At 58.2% G+C, this 16837-nt stretch carries 9 protein-coding genes and 2 pseudogenes; 8 read left to right on the plus strand and 3 right to left on the minus strand.

The annotated features are described in order from the left end of the window. Positions 1-7 precede the first annotated feature (7 nt). The gene (locus tag G3A56_RS27145; protein ID WP_125271684.1) at positions 8-856 is read right to left on the minus strand and encodes a MurR/RpiR family transcriptional regulator; all 849 of its coding nucleotides are present in this window, start codon (positions 854-856) and stop codon (positions 8-10) included. A gap of 121 nt (positions 857-977) precedes the next feature. Here G3A56_RS27145 and murA point away from each other — a divergent pair, with 121 nt between their 5' ends. The 4 genes and pseudogenes from murA (at position 978) to G3A56_RS27165 (ending at position 5273) form a co-directional block, all read left to right on the plus strand. Further along, positions 978-2234, plus strand: coding sequence for a UDP-N-acetylglucosamine 1-carboxyvinyltransferase (gene murA, locus G3A56_RS27150; protein ID WP_125271683.1), 1257 nt, complete (start codon positions 978-980; stop codon positions 2232-2234). Beyond that, entirely contained in the window at positions 2231-3115 is an 885-nt protein-coding gene (locus tag G3A56_RS27155; RefSeq protein ID WP_125271682.1) for a glucosamine kinase nucleotide-binding domain-containing protein, read from the plus strand. Before murA ends, G3A56_RS27155 begins: the two co-directional genes overlap by 4 nt. 115 nt (positions 3116-3230) lie before the next feature. Beyond that, on the plus strand, positions 3231-4154 hold the full coding sequence (gene murQ / locus G3A56_RS27160) for an N-acetylmuramic acid 6-phosphate etherase (RefSeq protein ID WP_125271681.1): 924 nt from the start codon (positions 3231-3233) through the stop codon (positions 4152-4154). A gap of 106 nt (positions 4155-4260) precedes the next feature. Further along, positions 4261-5273: pseudogene (locus G3A56_RS27165) on the plus strand (serine hydrolase domain-containing protein). A 202-nt stretch (positions 5274-5475) separates the two neighbouring features. Here the strand turns inward: G3A56_RS27165 and G3A56_RS27170 are convergent. Continuing rightward, complete coding sequence (locus G3A56_RS27170) at positions 5476-6057, minus strand: recombinase family protein (RefSeq protein ID WP_125271468.1); 582 nt, start codon at positions 6055-6057, stop codon at positions 5476-5478. Positions 6058-6222: 165 nt separating this feature from the next. On the opposite strand from G3A56_RS27170, the gene G3A56_RS27175 reads away from it, so the two are divergent. The 4 genes from G3A56_RS27175 (at position 6223) to speC (ending at position 15730) form a co-directional block, all read left to right on the plus strand. After that, entirely contained in the window at positions 6223-9189 is a 2967-nt protein-coding gene (locus G3A56_RS27175; RefSeq protein WP_125271469.1) for a Tn3 family transposase, read from the plus strand. A gap of 334 nt (positions 9190-9523) precedes the next feature. Next, entirely contained in the window at positions 9524-11821 is a 2298-nt protein-coding gene (locus G3A56_RS27180; protein ID WP_164056965.1) for an Orn/Lys/Arg family decarboxylase, read from the plus strand. A gap of 166 nt (positions 11822-11987) precedes the next feature. Then, positions 11988-13337 carry a putrescine-ornithine antiporter gene (gene potE, locus G3A56_RS27185; protein ID WP_164056966.1) on the plus strand — a complete coding sequence of 450 codons (1350 nt, stop codon included), beginning with the start codon at positions 11988-11990 and terminating at the stop codon, positions 13335-13337. A gap of 140 nt (positions 13338-13477) precedes the next feature. Continuing rightward, positions 13478-15730, plus strand: coding sequence for an ornithine decarboxylase (speC, locus tag G3A56_RS27190; protein ID WP_164056967.1), 2253 nt, complete (start codon positions 13478-13480; stop codon positions 15728-15730). 276 nt (positions 15731-16006) lie between these two features. Here speC and G3A56_RS27195 read toward each other — a convergent pair. Further along, a pseudogene (locus G3A56_RS27195) lies at positions 16007-16827 on the minus strand (RHE_PE00001 family protein); the annotation flags it as partial. Positions 16828-16837: the final 10 nt, after the last annotated feature.

The following is a 16837-nucleotide window of genomic DNA, read 5'->3' on the forward strand; positions in this document are numbered from 1 at the left end:
ATGCTGTTCATGATTTGAGTATGGAGACCGCTGCTTCGCTGGCGTGAATGGCTTCGTTCGCGCCTGGAAGCTTCGCTATCAGCAGTAGGAACAAGAGATCGCAGATGGCAAGCTGCGCATCGCGTGAGGTTATGGCTGATGAACGAACGCGCTCCTCATCTGCCACCGTGTAAAGCGAGATGTCAGCAAGCCGGCCCAGCCGACTGCCCTGCAGACCAGTCAGCGTGATGACTTTTGCTCCGCATTTTCGGGCAAGTTCAGCCAGCCGGATCGTTTCGTTGTTGCTGCCAGCTTGCGAGATGGCAAAGAGAACGTCGCTTTCCCGCAGCGAGGCGGCGTTGGCCATCTGCACATGGGGATCCCGGTCCATGAGCACCATAAGACCAAGTTTCAACAACTTATACGAGAAGTCTCTCGCAACGAGGGAAGAAGCGCCAATACCAGCAAGATGTATACGCCGTGCCCTGACCAAAGCGGCAACAGCCCGCTTCACAGCTTCCTCCGAATTCACCTGCATGGTCTGCTGCATGGCTGAAACCTTGCTCGCCACCAGCTTTTGCTGGATTGTGACGTAGTTGTCGCCAGCCTCGATTGTGCCGTGGATCATACCGGACGGCACACGCCATTCCTGTGCCTTGGCTTTCGTTACCGCTAGTTTTAGTTGCTGATAGCCCTCATACCCGATCTTCTGGGAGAACTTGACCACGCTCGATTGGCTGCGACCTGTGGCACCAGCTAGTTCCGCCGAGGAAAGTTGAACCATCCGGTCAGGATCCTCAATGATGAACTGACCGATCTGGCGTTCGGCATCGGTCATCGAATCCAGCTTCGCTTGAATTACCTTCAAAACGGACATAATCCCTCTCTGCGGAATAAGATATTCAAAAAATGAAAATTATCTGGAATATTATAGCGCCTATCTTATGATTGGCCATCCCCGAATCCTGCAAGCGCAGTTCTGACCCGGAAGGCCTCCCATGGATGAACTTCATATTATTGGCGGTAATAGGCTAGATGGCGCTGTTCCAATTTCCGGCGCCAAGAACGCAGCGTTGCCGCAAATCGCTGCGGCACTCCTTTCTACTCATTCACTTGAGCTGACGAACTTGCCGAAAGTCTCTGATGTCGAAAACATGCTGGGGATCATATCGCTTTACGGTGCAGGGATCGAGCAGGACGCGACGGGGACCAGGATTAACGCCTCCAGCCTGACGCCAGGAGAAGTCGATTATGACACGGTCCGCAAGATGCGTGCCTCGATCCTCGTGCTCGCCCCCCTTCTAACGCGATTCGGGTCTGCCTGTGTTTCCCTGCCTGGTGGCTGCGCTATAGGCGCGCGTCCGGTCGATATGCATCTCAAGGTTCTCACCGCGCTGGGCGCCACGGTGTCTGTCGAAGGGGGTTATATCGTTGCCTCCAACGGCAGCAAGCTCAAAGGTGCTCGCATCGTGCTCGCCGGTCCATCTGTAGGTGCAACGGAAACGGCCTTGATGGCTGCCTGCTGCGCGCAAGGTGAAACAGAAATTCTCAACGCCGCTCGCGAGCCGGAAGTGGTCGATCTCGTCGGCTGCCTAACGGCCATGGGTGCCGAAATCGAGGGAGCCGGCACGCATCGTGTGCTTGTTAACGGCGCAACGAACTGGCGGGCCGCAAGCCACCATGCCATTCCTGACCGGGTGGAAGCGGGAACCTATGCCTGCGCCGCAATGATAACCGGCGGACGCATTGAACTTGTTAACGCGCGAATGGAGCACATGGCGTCCGTTCTGCAAGTTCTGGAGTGCATGGGAGCAACCGTATGGCCAGGCGATCGCGGTGTTGTGGTGAACGGTTGCAACCAGATAAAGCATGCCGATATCACCACAGAACCCTATCCCGGCTTTCCGACTGATCTTCAGGCGCAGTTGATGGCGATGGCCTGCCTCGCAGATGGAGCGAGCGTTATCCGTGAAACGATCTTTGAAAACCGTTTCATGCATGTGCCGGAACTATCCCGGCTCGGAGCCGATATTGCTCTTAACGGCGCCGTAGCTCTTGTTCGCGGGCGACCGTTGCTAAAGGGGGCGCCAGTGATGGCGACAGATTTGCGGGCGTCCGTCTGCCTCGTGCTGGCCGCTTTGGCGGCAAAAGGTGAGACAGTTATCAAGCGCGTCTACCATCTGGATCGCGGCTACGAGCAGCTTGATCGCAAGCTATCCCAGTGCGGTGCAAATATCTCGCGGATTTCCACATGAAAAAAGTTAGAAGCAAAAAAAAGCTCTTTCTTGGCGTTGATGGTGGGGGCACGGGCTGCCGCGCGCGACTTGTCGATGAGGCAGGCAACGTTCTGGGACAAGGGCTTTCCGGTCCAGCGACAACCCGGCTTGGTGTTGGAAATGCCTGGGCCTCGGTCATGCGAGCGTGGACATGCGCGGCTGAAGAGGCTGGCATAAATTCTTCCGAAGCCGTTAATGTAATGGCCGGGATCGGCATCGCTGGCCTCACCCGGATTGGATCACGCGAAGAACTTGAAGCCCTGCCACACCCATTCGGCAGTATCTGCTTCACTTCTGATGGAGCGGCGGCCTGCCTTGGCGCGCATTCCGGCCATGATGGGGGTATCGTCATTGCCGGCACAGGATCAATTGGACTTGCGATGGTGGGCGGGCATGAGGTCCGTGCAGGCGGTTATGGATTCCCGATTTCGGACGAAGGAAGCGGTGCCGATCTTGGCTTGAAAGCGATTCGGTTTTCGCTGCGAGCCTACGATGGGCGGCGTGAAAAGACGGCGCTTTTGCATGAGGTGCTTCACCGCTTTGATCACAACCCCGCGAACGTTGTGGGATGGATGGACAAAGCAACTGCAACGGACTACGCCACCTTTGCGCCACTGGTGCTGCGCCACGCAGATCAAGGCGATTCCGTCGCTCGACAGATCGTCCAGTCGGGAGCCGAGCAGATAGACGCCTTGGTGCGTCGATTGCTGGAATACGGTGCGCCATTAGTGACGCTTCTCGGTGGCCTTGCCGGCCCGCTGGAGCCTTGGCTTGCTCCTGACGTGCGCCGACGGCTCAAGCCAGCTGATGGAGATGCCGTTGCCGGCTCAATAATTCTCGCACGCAGATTAAAACCTTGAACTGATCGAAACGCGACCTAGCTTGGCAATCTTTCGTATGGAATAATATATTCCTAATTTTATTGACACAGGGAATATTCAATCGTAGCGTATAAAAAATAACGAGCGAGGATCGATGTCGCACCAGCACCTGATGGCGGAACTAGAGCAACTGGTTTCAGAAGCTCGTAATCCTACCTCCATGTCCATTGATCTTCTCCCCACAGAAGACATCCTCAAGATCATGAACCGCGAGGATGCGTTGGTACCTGAAGCCGTGGCGCGTGTAATTCCACAGATCGCCGAAGCAGTGGAGGAGATCGTCAACGCCTTTCGTGAGGGCGGTCGCCTGATCTACATCGGCGCTGGAACGAGTGCGAGATTGGGGGTGCTGGATGCCTCGGAATGTCCGCCCACTTTCTCCGTGCCGGAGGGTCTGGTGGTAGGCCTGATCGCTGGCGGTCCCAAGGCCATTCTTCATGCTGTAGAGGGTGCGGAGGATGATAGCGAGGAGGGTAAGCGTGATCTTAAAGCAATTGACCTCTCGTCGAAAGATGCCGTCGTTGGTATCGCAGTTAGTGGTAGAACACCCTATGTTGTCGGCGCCTTGACTTACGCTAAATCCATCGGGGCAAAGACAATTTCGCTCACATGTAACGCCCATTCAACTCTGGCTGACATAGCTGATATCGCGATCTCCCCAGTCGTAGGACCTGAAGTTGTCACGGGCTCGACGCGCCTGAAGTCCGGCACTGCTCAGAAGCTGGTGCTGAACATGCTGACAACGGCGAGCATGATCCGTATCGGCAAGACGTATGAAAATCTCATGGTAGATCTTACGATCAGCAACCAGAAACTTCAGGCGCGCGCGATTCGCATTATCGCCGAAGCAACGGGATGTTCTGCCGATGTTGCGGAAACTTATCTTTCTAAAAGCGAGAATAACGTCAAAGCAGCGATTTTGATGATCTTGACTGGCCTTCAGTTACGGGAGGCAGAAGCTTCTCTAATTCGTCATCAGGGCTTCCTACGTAAGGCAATCGCGGAACATAAGTTCTAAAAAAACTAACACTCATCAAAGTTTCGGATATTTCTTCGAGACTTGCGAGCCACTCGACTGCGTTAGAAACCTATAAACTAAACCAATCCACACGTCCGGATCGATTGTGCTTAACGTAAATCAACACTCTTGCGCTTTTAAGTCTGCCTTCGAGCTCGTTGATACAAGCGTCCGTGAAGGTCGCATCCCTGGTGCTGTGCTTGGAATGGTTGATCGCCAAGGTAACCAGCTAAAAAAAGCGGTTGGCCTTGCACAGAGAATGGGTGGGGAGCGGATTATGACAACTGAAACGTGGTTTGATCTCGCCTCACTCACAAAAGTAATCTTTACCACCCATCAGATTTTGCAGCTTGCTGCTGCGCACTTAATTGATCTTGATGCTCCCATTAGCACGATTATAACCGATCTCCGCGACGGCTCGCCAGACTGTTGGGAGCGTGCGCTTACTTTTCGCCAATGCCTTGGTCACTTGACGCCTTTCCCAGCGGTCGAACCAATTTACAGACGTAGCAATGACCCAGATCGCCTTCGCGCATTTGTGCTTCAAAATGAATGGAAGCCCGTAAATCCTACCTACTCGGACATAAATTTCATCCTGCTTGGTATTGCGCTTGAGCGATTGACGGGTAAGCGCATCCGCGAGATGCACGCCGGGCCTGGATTTGCGTTTTCTAGTGATCCCGAATTGACCGCTGCAACGGAATACTGCGCTTGGCGTGGGCGACTAATTTGCGGTGAGGTTCACGATGAGAACTGTTTTGCGTTGCAAGGGGCTGGACACGCGGGACTATTCGGGACCGTGGATGCGGTGCTTGGTTATGCAGGCCGTGTTTTAGTTGCAGACCATAAAGGAGATCGTGCGACGGGTTGGATGCGGCAACCTCTTTCCCTTACGCGTACGCATGGTTGGGAAAGATATCACGACGGATGGTCCGGGGGAACTTTTGCAACAAGAGCGTTATAGGCCATACAGGCTTTACCGGGACTGGATTATGGATTGATTTTGAAAACGATCGCGCATGGACGCTCCTGACAAACCGCGTCCACCCCACTCGCAATTCCGACAGTGGAATTTTCACGCTCAGGAAAGAGGTTGGTAATGCTTTCAGCGTCCGCTGAAAAACCGACCTAAAGAGGGCAATTAGATAATGGTCAGTCCCGATTAGCCAAATTCTTGATAATCAACATCAGCATCCGCGAAAGCGGTGCAGCTTGAAATTGGGGCGTTATCGCTTCGCTTTTATATGCCTGCGAGTACGCTGGCCGGCGTCACAACACGAAAGTAGTGAATCTGTCCGACTTTTGAGAACGTATCCTGAACTCAGGTCGGTTTAACCGTAGATGTCGTTGTTTTTTCGGCCCTGAGAGCTTCGTAGAGGGCGGTTTTCCCGATTTTCACGCGGGCCGCAGCTTCCCGGACGTTCAAACCGGCCGCCAGATGCTGGCGGGCTTTGGCAAGTTTCTCCGGGGTTACGACGACTTGTCGACCACCGCGTCGACCGCGTTCCCCTGCGGCTTGTAGGCCGGCGCGTGTTCGTTCCCTGATCAGATCGCGCTCGAACTGTGCCAGCGCCCCGAACAGGTGGAAAACCAGTCGACCGCCCGATGTCGTGGTGTCGATGTTTTCGGTGATGGATCGGAAGCCGACGCCTTTGGCCTCCAGTTCTGTGATGATCTCGATGAGGTGCTTCATCGACCTACCGAGGCGGTCGAGCTTCCAGACTATGAGCGTGTCGCCGTCGCGAACGTAGCGGATCGCCTCGGCCAATCCGGGCCGGTCAGTCTTCACGCCGGATGCCTTATCCTCGAACAGTCTTTCACAGCCTGCTTTGCGCAAAGCGTCGAGTTGCAGGGCAGTGTCCTGGTCGCCAGTGGAGACCCTTGCATAGCCGATAGAGGTCATGAGACGTGGTTTGTCCGTTTTCTCGTTGAACTCGGACAATGTCCGATTTGCCGTTCAAGAACAAGGTTTGCGGACAAAAACTGTGGATGCCGCGAAACGGTCGTTTGTCGGACATGTGTTTTCCAGTTCGCTGCGGTTTCCGCAACGAAACTGGAAGCCGAGACAATGGCCAGAAGAGCATTGCTGAGCGAGATATGGTGGCAACAGGCGACAACCATCCCGCAGGACGAAAGGGAGATCGCCAAACATTACACGCTGGACCGGCCGGATCTCGACCTGATCATGCGGCAGAACAAGGCCTCGAACAGGCTGGGCCTTGCCTGTGTCATAGCCTTGCTGCGTTATCCCGGCCGGCCGCTTGCGGATGGCGAGGTCTTGCCGTTTGGCGTTTTGCGGTTTCTGGCACTGCAGATTGGCGTCGATCACCGCGAGATCGATCGTTATTTCGAGCGCCCGCAGACCCGGCGCGAGCATCTCGCCCTGCTTTTCGACAGGATGAAGATGCGTCCTTTTGCGCCCGCGGACGTGAAAGCGCTTACCGGCTGGCTGACGCCTGCCGCGCAAAGCCTGCGCCAAGCCGATGCATTGGCGGATATGGTGGTGGAGGAATTGCGCCGTCGCCGCATTCTTCTGCCTGCGCGCCAAGCCCTTGAAGCCATCCTTCATTTGGCAATCCGGCGCGGGATTCGCATAGCCCACCGGGCGCTGGCGGGCGGATTGTCGGAGGGCCAAAAGCTCGACCTGGACAAACTTCTCGACCCGCGTGAGGGGACGAGCGTCACCATTCTCGCCTGGGCGAGGACACCAGCATTATCACCAGCCGCCGCCAACCTTGACAGAATAGCCGAGCGAATTCGCTTCCTTCGGTCCCTAAACCTGCCGGCGACGCTGATGGAGCGCATTCCGGCCAAGGTCTTTGATGAATTCGCCGCGGAGGGGATGCGAATGAGTGCCCAACATCTGCGCGACCTCAACCCCGAACGCCGGCATGCCGTGCTGGCGGCGACGGTGCTGTATCTTTCCCGCCACCTGACCGACGGCGCCATCGACATGTTCAAGAAACTCATGGGTATGTTGACGCGGCGGGCCGACAGTCAGGCGGCCGCCCGCGTCACCCGCTCCGTGCGGGAGGTGCAGAAGCCACTGAAGGACGTTTCGAAAGTTTGCCATGCGATCATCAAGGCCAAGGAGAAAGGCGAGGATATCGCCAAGGCGCTCGAACAGGTCGTTCAATGGCCAGCCTTTGCCGCCAGTGTCGAGGCGGTCGACACGCTGATCGCGCCGGATATCATCGACGGTAAAATCGAAATGCTCCAGCGCTATCCGACGATCCGGAAACTTGCGCCGCAATTCCTCTCGACCCTCGTGTTCCGCGGGCACGCCGTGGCGGCGAATCTCTTGCGCGCGCTCTCCGTGATTGCCGATCTCTACCGCACAGGGAAACGGGCTATACCGGACAACGCTCCCACATCCTTCGCACCGAAAGGCTGGATGCCGCTCCTCCTTCAGGATGGCAAGATTGATCGCCGGGCTTACGAACTCTGCCTGTTTAGCGAGTTGAAGCGCCGGCTTGATGCGGGTGATGTCTGGGTGGAGGGGGCGAAGCGCTTCCAGTCATTCGAAAGCTTTCTCATTCCCACGCCGACATTTGAGCTGATGCGCGAGGAAGGTCCACTTCCGGTCGCCGTCGATACCGACGTGGAAACCTATCTCAGCCAGCAGCGCAAGATTATGAATGAGGGATTGGCTGACCTCTCCCGTCTTGCAGCCGTCGGCGAACTCGATGATGTCGAACTGACCGAGGCTGGATTCAGTGTCACGCCGCACAAGGCGATGTTTCCAGACATCGCCAAGTCGCTGAAGCGACAAGTGGAAAGCCGTTTGCCCGCAATCCGCATCACCGATCTTTTGCTCGAGGTGGATGCTCGCACGGGATTTTCCAACGCTTTCACACATCTACGCACCGGTCGGTGGGCCGACGACAAGCTCGCTTTGCTCACCGCAATCCTGGCGGACGGTATCAATCTTGGCCTGACGAGAATGGCCGATGTTTCACCCGGGTTGACGATGCGTCAACTCGCCTGGGCGCATGACTGGCACATTCGCGAGGAAGGCTACAACGCCGCTCACGCCATCCTCGTCAACGCCCAGAAGCAATTGCCTCTCGCGAAGCTGTGGGGCGATGGAACAACATCATCCTCAGACGGACAATATTTTCCGGCGGGAGGCCATGCCGAGGCGATTGGCGATCTCAACGCGCGGTACGGCCCCAACCCCGGCGCCAAATTTTACCGCTTTACGTCTGACCAGTACGGCGCTTTCCACATCATCGCCATGAACGCCAATGCGAGCGAGGCCATCTATGTTCTCGACGGACTGCTCTATCACGGCAGCGATCTCGCCATCGAAACGCACTATGTCGATACCGGCGGGGTCAGCGACATAAGTTTTGCGCTTTGCCACTTTGTTGGTTTCCAGCTTGTACCTCGGCTGCGCGGCCTCAAGGATCGCAAGCTTTATCTCTTCCCGGGCGATACGCCGCCCGAAAATCTTGCATCGCTCGTTGGCGAGCCCATCAACATCGAGCGGATCAAGGCAAATTGGAACGATATCCTCCGCCTCGTCACGACGATCCGTTCCGGCCAGGTCCGGCCTTCGACCTTGCTGGCGAAGCTGTCCGCCTTTCCGCGTCAAAACGGACTGGCGCTCGCACTTCGCGATATCGGACGCATCAACAGATCCATCTTCCTGCCGCAATGGTGGCAGAACCCAGAAATGCGCCGGAACGCTACCGCCGGCCTCAACAAGAGCGAAGCGCAGAACACCCTGGCCCGCGCGCTGTTCTTCAATCGCCTCGGAGAACTGCGGGACAGGACCTTCGAGAGCCAGTTCTACGGGGCGTCCGGACTGAACCTACTCATCAATGCCATCGTCTACTGGAATACGCTCTATCTCGAACCGACTTTCGCCCAGCTCAATCGTGAAGGCATCGCCACGCCTCCTGATGTGATCAAACATATCACCCCGCTCGGTTGGCAGCATATCAGTCTGACCGGAGATTACATCTGGACCCCGACGGACAGCCCCGATCTCAGGCCGCTGCGGCGGGAAACCTCCATCCTCGCTGCGTGATCACCATATGTTCTCAAATGTCGGACAGATTCACCACTTTCGTGTAGGGACGCCAAGATGCGGACAAAAAGACAATTCAGCCTTCGGGATCGCTTGCCAATTTTAAAATATGTAATAATCTTCAACTATAAGAAGCAATTAGGGAGGAATCTCATGAGCCTACCGATATGCAATTTCATAGGGCTGCCCCGCAATCCGTGACTTCGGTACCGGCTTCAGGTCTCACGCGAGAAACTTAGCCTCCATCACGACGGACGCCACAGAATACTTAATTCGAAAGGGCAGTCGCCCTTCTCTCACCTGCTATTCGCGTTATTGCCACGAGGAGATTTGCATGAAGAACGAGGAAAAGAAACGACTCGGCATGACGGCCCTGGTCGCGGATGACGAAATTGGCCAGGACAGCGCGGCCGGTCGGGCCGTTGCGTCTCTCATTGCCGAACTGGAGCACCGCGATATTTCTGTCGTTACGGCGACAACGAGCGACGACGCGATTTCCGTCATCCGTTCGGATCCCTCACTTCAGTGCATCCTGCTCGACTGGGATCTGGGGGTTGCCGGCCACGATCCGTCGATCGCGGTCGTCGAGGCCCTGCGTGCGCGCAACGCAAAGGTTCCCGTCTTCCTGCTGGCGGACCGCAGTGTCGCATCCACCGTACCTGCTGACATCATGAGCAAGGTCGATGATTTTGTCTGGCTGCTCGAGGACACGACGGATTTCGTCGGGGGGCGCATCGTTGCGGCGATCCAGCGCTATCGCGCGACGGTACTACCGCCCATGTTCGGCGCTCTTGCCCGATTTTCCCAGGTTTACGAATATTCGTGGCACACGCCCGGCCATACCGGCGGCACGGCCTTTCTGAAATCGACGGCGGGCCGGGCCTTCTTCGAATATTTCGGCGAACCGCTTTTCCGCTCCGACCTGTCCATTTCTGTCGGACAGCTCGGATCGCTTCTCGACCATTCTGGCCCGATCGGCGCCAGCGAGAAATATGCCGCCCGCGTGTTCGGTTCGCACCGGACCTACCACGTCACGAACGGTTCATCGACGTCCAACCGCGTCATCCTGATGGCCAGCGTCAGCCGTGACCAGATCGCCCTTTGCGACCGCAATTGCCATAAGTCGGCCGAGCACGCGATGACCATGTCCGGCGCGATCCCGACCTATCTGCTGCCGACCAGAAACCACTATGGCATCATCGGGCCGATCCCGCCGGAAAGACTGACTGCGGTCGCCATCCGCAAGTTGATTGACTCCAACCCGCTTGCCGACGGCATCGAGGATCGCGAACCGAAGCACGCGATCATCACGAACTCCACCTATGACGGCCTCTGCTACAATGTCACCCGGGTCGAGGAACTGCTGGGCGCCAGCGTCGACCGGCTGCATTTCGACGAAGCCTGGTATGGCTATGCCCGGTTCAATCCGATGTACCGCGAGCGGCACGCCATGCACGGCGACGCCAAGGATCACGGTCCCGACAAGCCGACGGTCTTCGCCACGCATTCGACCCACAAGCTGCTCGCGGCCTTGTCGCAGGCCTCCTTCATCCATGTGCGTGACGGCAAGAAGGCAATCCCTCACAGCGTGTTCAATGAAACGTTCATGATGCACGCCTCGACATCGCCAAACTATGCGATCATCGCCTCCAACGATGTATCCGCGGCGATGATGGACGGCCCTGGAGGTCAGGCGCTCACGACTGAAGCCATCGAGGAGGCAGTGTCCTTCCGCCAGATGATCGCGCGGTTGAACAGCGATTTCTCCGACAAGAACGAATGGTTCTTCGATTGCTGGCAGCCGGAAACCGTGATCGACCCGAAGACCGGGCGCAAGCAGCCTTTCCACGAAGCATCGTTAGAAGCGCTGACCACCAGTCCGTCGTGCTGGGTCCTGAAGCCGGGTGCCGCATGGCATGGTTTCGGCGACATCGAAGACGGCTACTGCATGCTCGATCCGATCAAGGTCTCGATCGTCACCCCGGGCGTCGCGCCGGGCGGCGGCCTGATGCCGGTCGGCATCCCCGCGGGTATCGTCACGGCCTATCTGAACCATCGTGGTATCGTCGCCGAGAAAACAACGGATTTCACCATCCTGTTCCTGTTCTCGATCGGCATCACCAAGGGCAAATGGGGATCGCTGGTCAGTGCGCTCTGCGATTTCAAGCGTGACTACGACGCCAACGTACCGCTGGAAGTCGCGCTGCCGAAGCTGATGGCCGATTATGGCGACCGCTACGCCAATATGGGCCTGAAGGATCTGGCCGATACGATGTTCTCGGCAATGGACCAGTTCAAGACGACGGAAATGATGGCGGCCGGCTTCTCGATCCTGCCTGTTCCCGACATGAGCCCGGTGCGCGCCTATGAAGTGCTCGTCCGCGGCGATGTCGAGAAGGTCACGCTCGACGAACTGGCCGGACGGACGGTCGCCACCGGTGTCGTGCCCTATCCGCCGGGTATTCCGCTGATGATGCCGGGCGAAAATGCCGGGCCGGCCGATGGACCGCTGCTCGGATATCTGAAGGCGCTGGAAGCCTACGACTCCCGCTTCCCCGGCTTCACCCATGATACCCACGGCGTCGAAGTGGAAGACGGCGTCTATCACGTCTACTGCCTGAAACGGACCTGATTTCTGCCTGCCGGCCCGCGAGGGCCGGCACTTTCTTGCAATGAACCGGCGGCGTTCGCGCAACAACAAAAGAGCGAAGCCGGCGGTACTTTCAACAGCACTTCCAGCACGTTCAGAATCAGAAACAGCGATCATCCGCTGGAAACATCGTAACGAGGGGACTGAAATGGCTGCAACGCAGAACAAAATGACGGTCACACAGCTGACCATTTTGACTGCCGTCAACATGATCGGCTCGGGCATCATTCTTTTGCCCGCAAAACTGGCTCAGGTCGGCACGATTTCCATCTTCTCCTGGTTGATAACCGCGGGTGGCTCGCTGGCTCTGGCCTATGCCTTCGCGCGCTGCGGCATGCTGAGCCGCAAGCCGGGCGGCATGGGCGGCTATGCCGAATATGCCTTCGGCAAGGCCGGCAACTACATGGCAAACTACACATACGGCCTTTCCCTCGTCATCGCCAACGTGGCGATCGCGATCACCGCCGTCGGTTACGGCACCGTCCTGTTCGGCGCCACGCTGACACCGTTACAGACGGGCTTGTGGACCATTGTCCTGCTCATCCTGACCACGGTGGCCAATTTCGGTGGCGCGCAGATCACTGGCCGCATCGGTGCGGTCACCGTCTGGGGCGTCATCATCCCGGTCGTGATCGTATCGCTGCTTGGCTGGTTCTGGTTCAGCGGCTCCACCTGGGCTGCGGCCTGGAACCCGCATAATCTCGAATTCCTGCCCGCCGTCGGCGGCTCGATTTCCATCACGCTCTGGGCCTTCCTCGGACTGGAATCGGCCTGCGCCAACGCAGACGCCGTTGAAAATCCGGAGCGCGACGTGCCGATCGCCGTTCTGGGCGGCACCATTGCCGCCGCTATCATCTACATCAGCTCCACCAACGTGATCGCCGGAATGATCCCCAATGCCGAGCTGGCGGCCTCGAACGCACCGTTCGGCCTTGCTTTCGCAACCATGTTCAACCCGTTCATCGGCAGCATCGTCACCGCGCTGATGGTCATTGCCTGCATCGGCTCCCTGCTCGGCTGGCAATTCACCGTCGCGCAGGTGTTCAAGAGCTCCGCTGACGTCGGCTACTTCCTGCCGATCTTTGGCAAAGCCACCAAGACCGGTACGCCGATCGTCTGCATGCTCATCCTGCTCGTGGCGCAGGTTGCCCTCGCCCTGATGACCATCAGCCCGGAACTGACCAGCCAGTTCCAGAAGGTGGTCGACCTCGCCGTCGTCACCAACCTCGTGCCTTACGTCATGTCCATGGCGGCCCTGATCACCATCCAGAAGATTTCCGGCGTACCCGCAGGCAAGGCGCTCGTCACCAACATCGTGGCGATGATCGCGACAGCCTACAGCTTCTATGCCCTGATCAGTTCCGGTCAGCAGGCCCTGATGCTCGGCGGCCTGTCCGTCTTCCTGGGCTGGACGCTCTTCGGCTTCGTCAGCGCCCGCTTCTACCGGATGGAAGTGGAAGCCCACGTCAAGGACCCCGGCAAGTCCTTGCAGGCCTGACGATCGGCATGACCCGATCCGGCCCGAGGCAGATTAGCCTCGGGCGCTCATAACGTTCCCGGCATGTTTCGCTCGTGTATTGATCGAGGCCGCGTGAACGCGTCTGAACATATCACCCGGTTTGACTGACGGAGGATTCCATGACGATCCCGGTAACCGAATATTTTCGAATTCTTGTGGTTGGAACGCAGTATGGCGACAGGATCGCCCAGCTGATCGAAGACCATCTGGATTTCAAGACGACGGTCTGCGGCGATGAGGAGGCAGCGTCCGCCATCCATGGCGGCGCCGACCTCGGCGCCATCGTGACGTCGCGAGCGGCGGCGGAAGCGGTCATCAAGGCACGCGCCGAACGCGGCTTTCGCATGCCTGTCTTCCTGCTGAGCCGAAGGGAGGACGAAAAGTTCGGCGAGCCCTACCTGAAGGACCTGGAAGGCATTTTCATCGCCGACCTCGAAACCCGTGAATTCTACGAAAAGCGGCTGCGCGCTTCCGTCGAAGCCTATGCCGCAACCCTGTTGACGCCTTTCTTCGGCGAACTGATGAAATATGACTATGACGCCAACCGTGCATGGGCGTGCCCGGGCCATCAGGGCGGCCAGTTCTTCATGCATCATCCAGCCGGACGCCTCTTCTACGAACATATGGGCGAGAATGTCTTCCGCGATGACATCTGCAATGCGATGGTTTCGCTCGGCGACCTGCTGATCCACGAAGGACCGGCGCTGGCGGCGCAGCAGGCAGCCGCCAAGGTGTTCGGCGCGGACCGCACCTATTTCGTCCTGAACGGCACCTCGTCCTCCAACAAGGTGGTCAATACATCGCTGTTGCGCCGCAACGACGTGGTCCTGTTCGACAGGAACAATCACAAGTCCAACCACCACGGCGCCCTGTTCATCGCCGGCGCCATCCCGATCTACCTGGAAGCCGACCGCAACGGTTTCGGCATGGTCGGGCCGATCGACTGGTCGGCCTTCGAAGAGGACACGATCCGCGAGAGACTGCGGAATCATCCCCGCCTGAAGGGAACGGATGCGTGGAAAAAAGAGCGCCCGATCCGGGTGGCGATCATCGAACAGTGTACCTATGACGGCAGCGTCTACAATGCGAGCAAGGTTCTGGAGAAGATCGGCCATCTCTGCCAGTACATTCACTTCGACGAGGCATGGGCGGGCTTCGGCGCCTTCCATCCGCTGATGGAGCATCATTTCGCCATGGGTCTCGAGCTCGGCCCGAACGATCCCGGCGTGATCGCCACCCAATCGACCCACAAGCAACTGGCCGGTTTCTCGCAGGCCTCGCAGATCCACGTTCGGGACGAACATATCCGTGACAAGCCCTTCCGGACGAACCACAAGCGATTCAACGAAGCGTTCATGTTGCAGGCTTCGACGTCGCCCTTCTATCCGCTGTTTTCCAGTCTCGACGTCAATGCGCAGATGCATGCCGACAAGGCAGGGCGCGTTCTGTGGGAGGACATGGTCAAACTCGGCATCGACGGACGCAAGGCCGTGCGCCTGCGTTTCGATGGCCTCCTCGACCCGTTTGTGCCGGATGTCGTCGATTACGGCGGCAAGAGCGTGAAATGGGAGGATGTGCCGACCGATGTGCTGGCGCGCGAACAGGAGTATTGGCAACTGGCGCCGGGGGCCAAATGGCACGGTTACCGCAACCTCGGCAAAGACGCGGCCATGGTCGATCCGACGAAATTCATGTTGACGACGGCGGGGATCGATCGCGCCACCGGCAATTACCAGAAAAGCGGCCTGCCTGCGACGATCCTTGCCAATTATCTCAGGGAAATCAACGTTATCCCCGAAAAGAACGACCTCAACAGCATCCTGTTCCTGATGACGCCCGCCGTCGGCGAGGGCAAGATGGCCATGCTGCTGTCGGCGCTGGAGCGTTTCAAGGCGCATTATGACGCCGACAGCCCCATGTCGGCCGTCGTGCCCGGGCTCTACGCCCGCAATGCCGAGCGCTATCGCGGCTACACGCTCAAGCAGCTTGCCCAGGAAATGCACGACTTCTACGCGGAAAAGAACGTGAAAGAGCTGCAAAGGCTTTGCTTCCGCTACGAGTCTTTCCCCGAACAGGCCATGTCGGCCCGCGATGCGAATGAAGCGCTGGTCGGCGATGAGGTCGATTTCGTGCCCATGGATCAGGTCAAGGGCCGGATCGCGGCAACCTTGGCACTGATCTATCCGCCGGGCATCGGCATCATCGTTCCCGGCGAACGCTATGACGACAGCGCCCAGCCGATGATCGACTATTTCCTGACCTTCGAGGAAAGCTGCAACAGGTTCCCGGGCTTCTCCTATGAGGTCCAGGGCGTCTATCAGGTCCGCGAGGAAGGACGCATCCGCTTCTACACCTATGTGGTCAAGGAATAGCCGGAAACGAAAACGGCGGCTTTGGTGACGGGCCGCCACTCCCTAGTCAGCACAAACTAATTTATATTCTTTCGTCCGGTATGTTGAAGCGAGTGGCGTAGATAAGCAACGCTTTCAGGCCAAAGCGCTGCCGACCGAATTTGGGAGATGAAAACGCAGGGGCGCGCTCATATCGGTGCGCCATCAAGGCTTGCTTTTTGGCGCAAGCTACCTCGGCCTGGACGGCTGAATAAGCGGTGCGAAGTTGAGGGTTTGCCAACGGTTTGAAGCCGCCGGTCAAACGATTCCCCACGCCCGAAGCCTCCCCCTCCCCGTCATCTCGCGCAGGCCGAGTTCCAAAACAATCCGCCACGCCGCCTGCGGCGTCACCTCCAGCGCTTTGGCCACCATGCCGGCCGACACCAACGGCCTTGCCATTACCAGTTCGACCCCAGCACCGGAAGTTTTGACGACGTTCGCCGCCCCTCCAGCTTCCGCTCAAACACGGTTCGCGCGAAGACCAGCCGGTCATGTTCTTTCATGCCGATCTCGGCGGTCGCAAAAAAACCGTGGGCGGTGGCGAGCAGCCGGGTTTCGCGATCGCGTTGCCGGCGCCGATCGACAGATATGGTTTTCAGGCCGAGGTTGATGGCCGCGAGATGCGCGCCGGGGGTGATTCCGGCCTGCCGCAGGATCGACGCGGCCAACAGCTGGACAAGCCAAGGCGCGTGCTGCAGCACCGAAACTTCGTTCCAGGTATCGAGCGCGACGATCGCCTGCAGCACAGCCGGCAAGTCCTGAACTTGGCGCAGCACGCCGCGCCATTCGTCGAGCCGGACATCCTCGTCCCAGTCGAGATCATAGGTCATCGGATCCTTGTCGGGGCGGCCGGGACGTGTCGCACTCTCGATCGCGGCCGACGATCGGGCCAGTGTCGCATCGATGGCGGCAAGATCAACGCCGGGCAGATTTTCGACGTCATCGACATCCTCCCCTTCCGCATCCGTAGCGATAGCTCTCCGCACTGTGCCGGCGGCCTCCGCCGCCTCAGTGCCGGCCGACGTAATGTCCGATGTCTTTCGAAGCGTGCGGTTGCCGTCCGGCGATAGCGCCCAGTCCCGACGACTG

The sequence above is a fragment of the Rhizobium oryzihabitans genome (genome assembly GCF_010669145.1).
Classification (GTDB): domain Bacteria; phylum Pseudomonadota; class Alphaproteobacteria; order Rhizobiales; family Rhizobiaceae; genus Agrobacterium; species Agrobacterium oryzihabitans.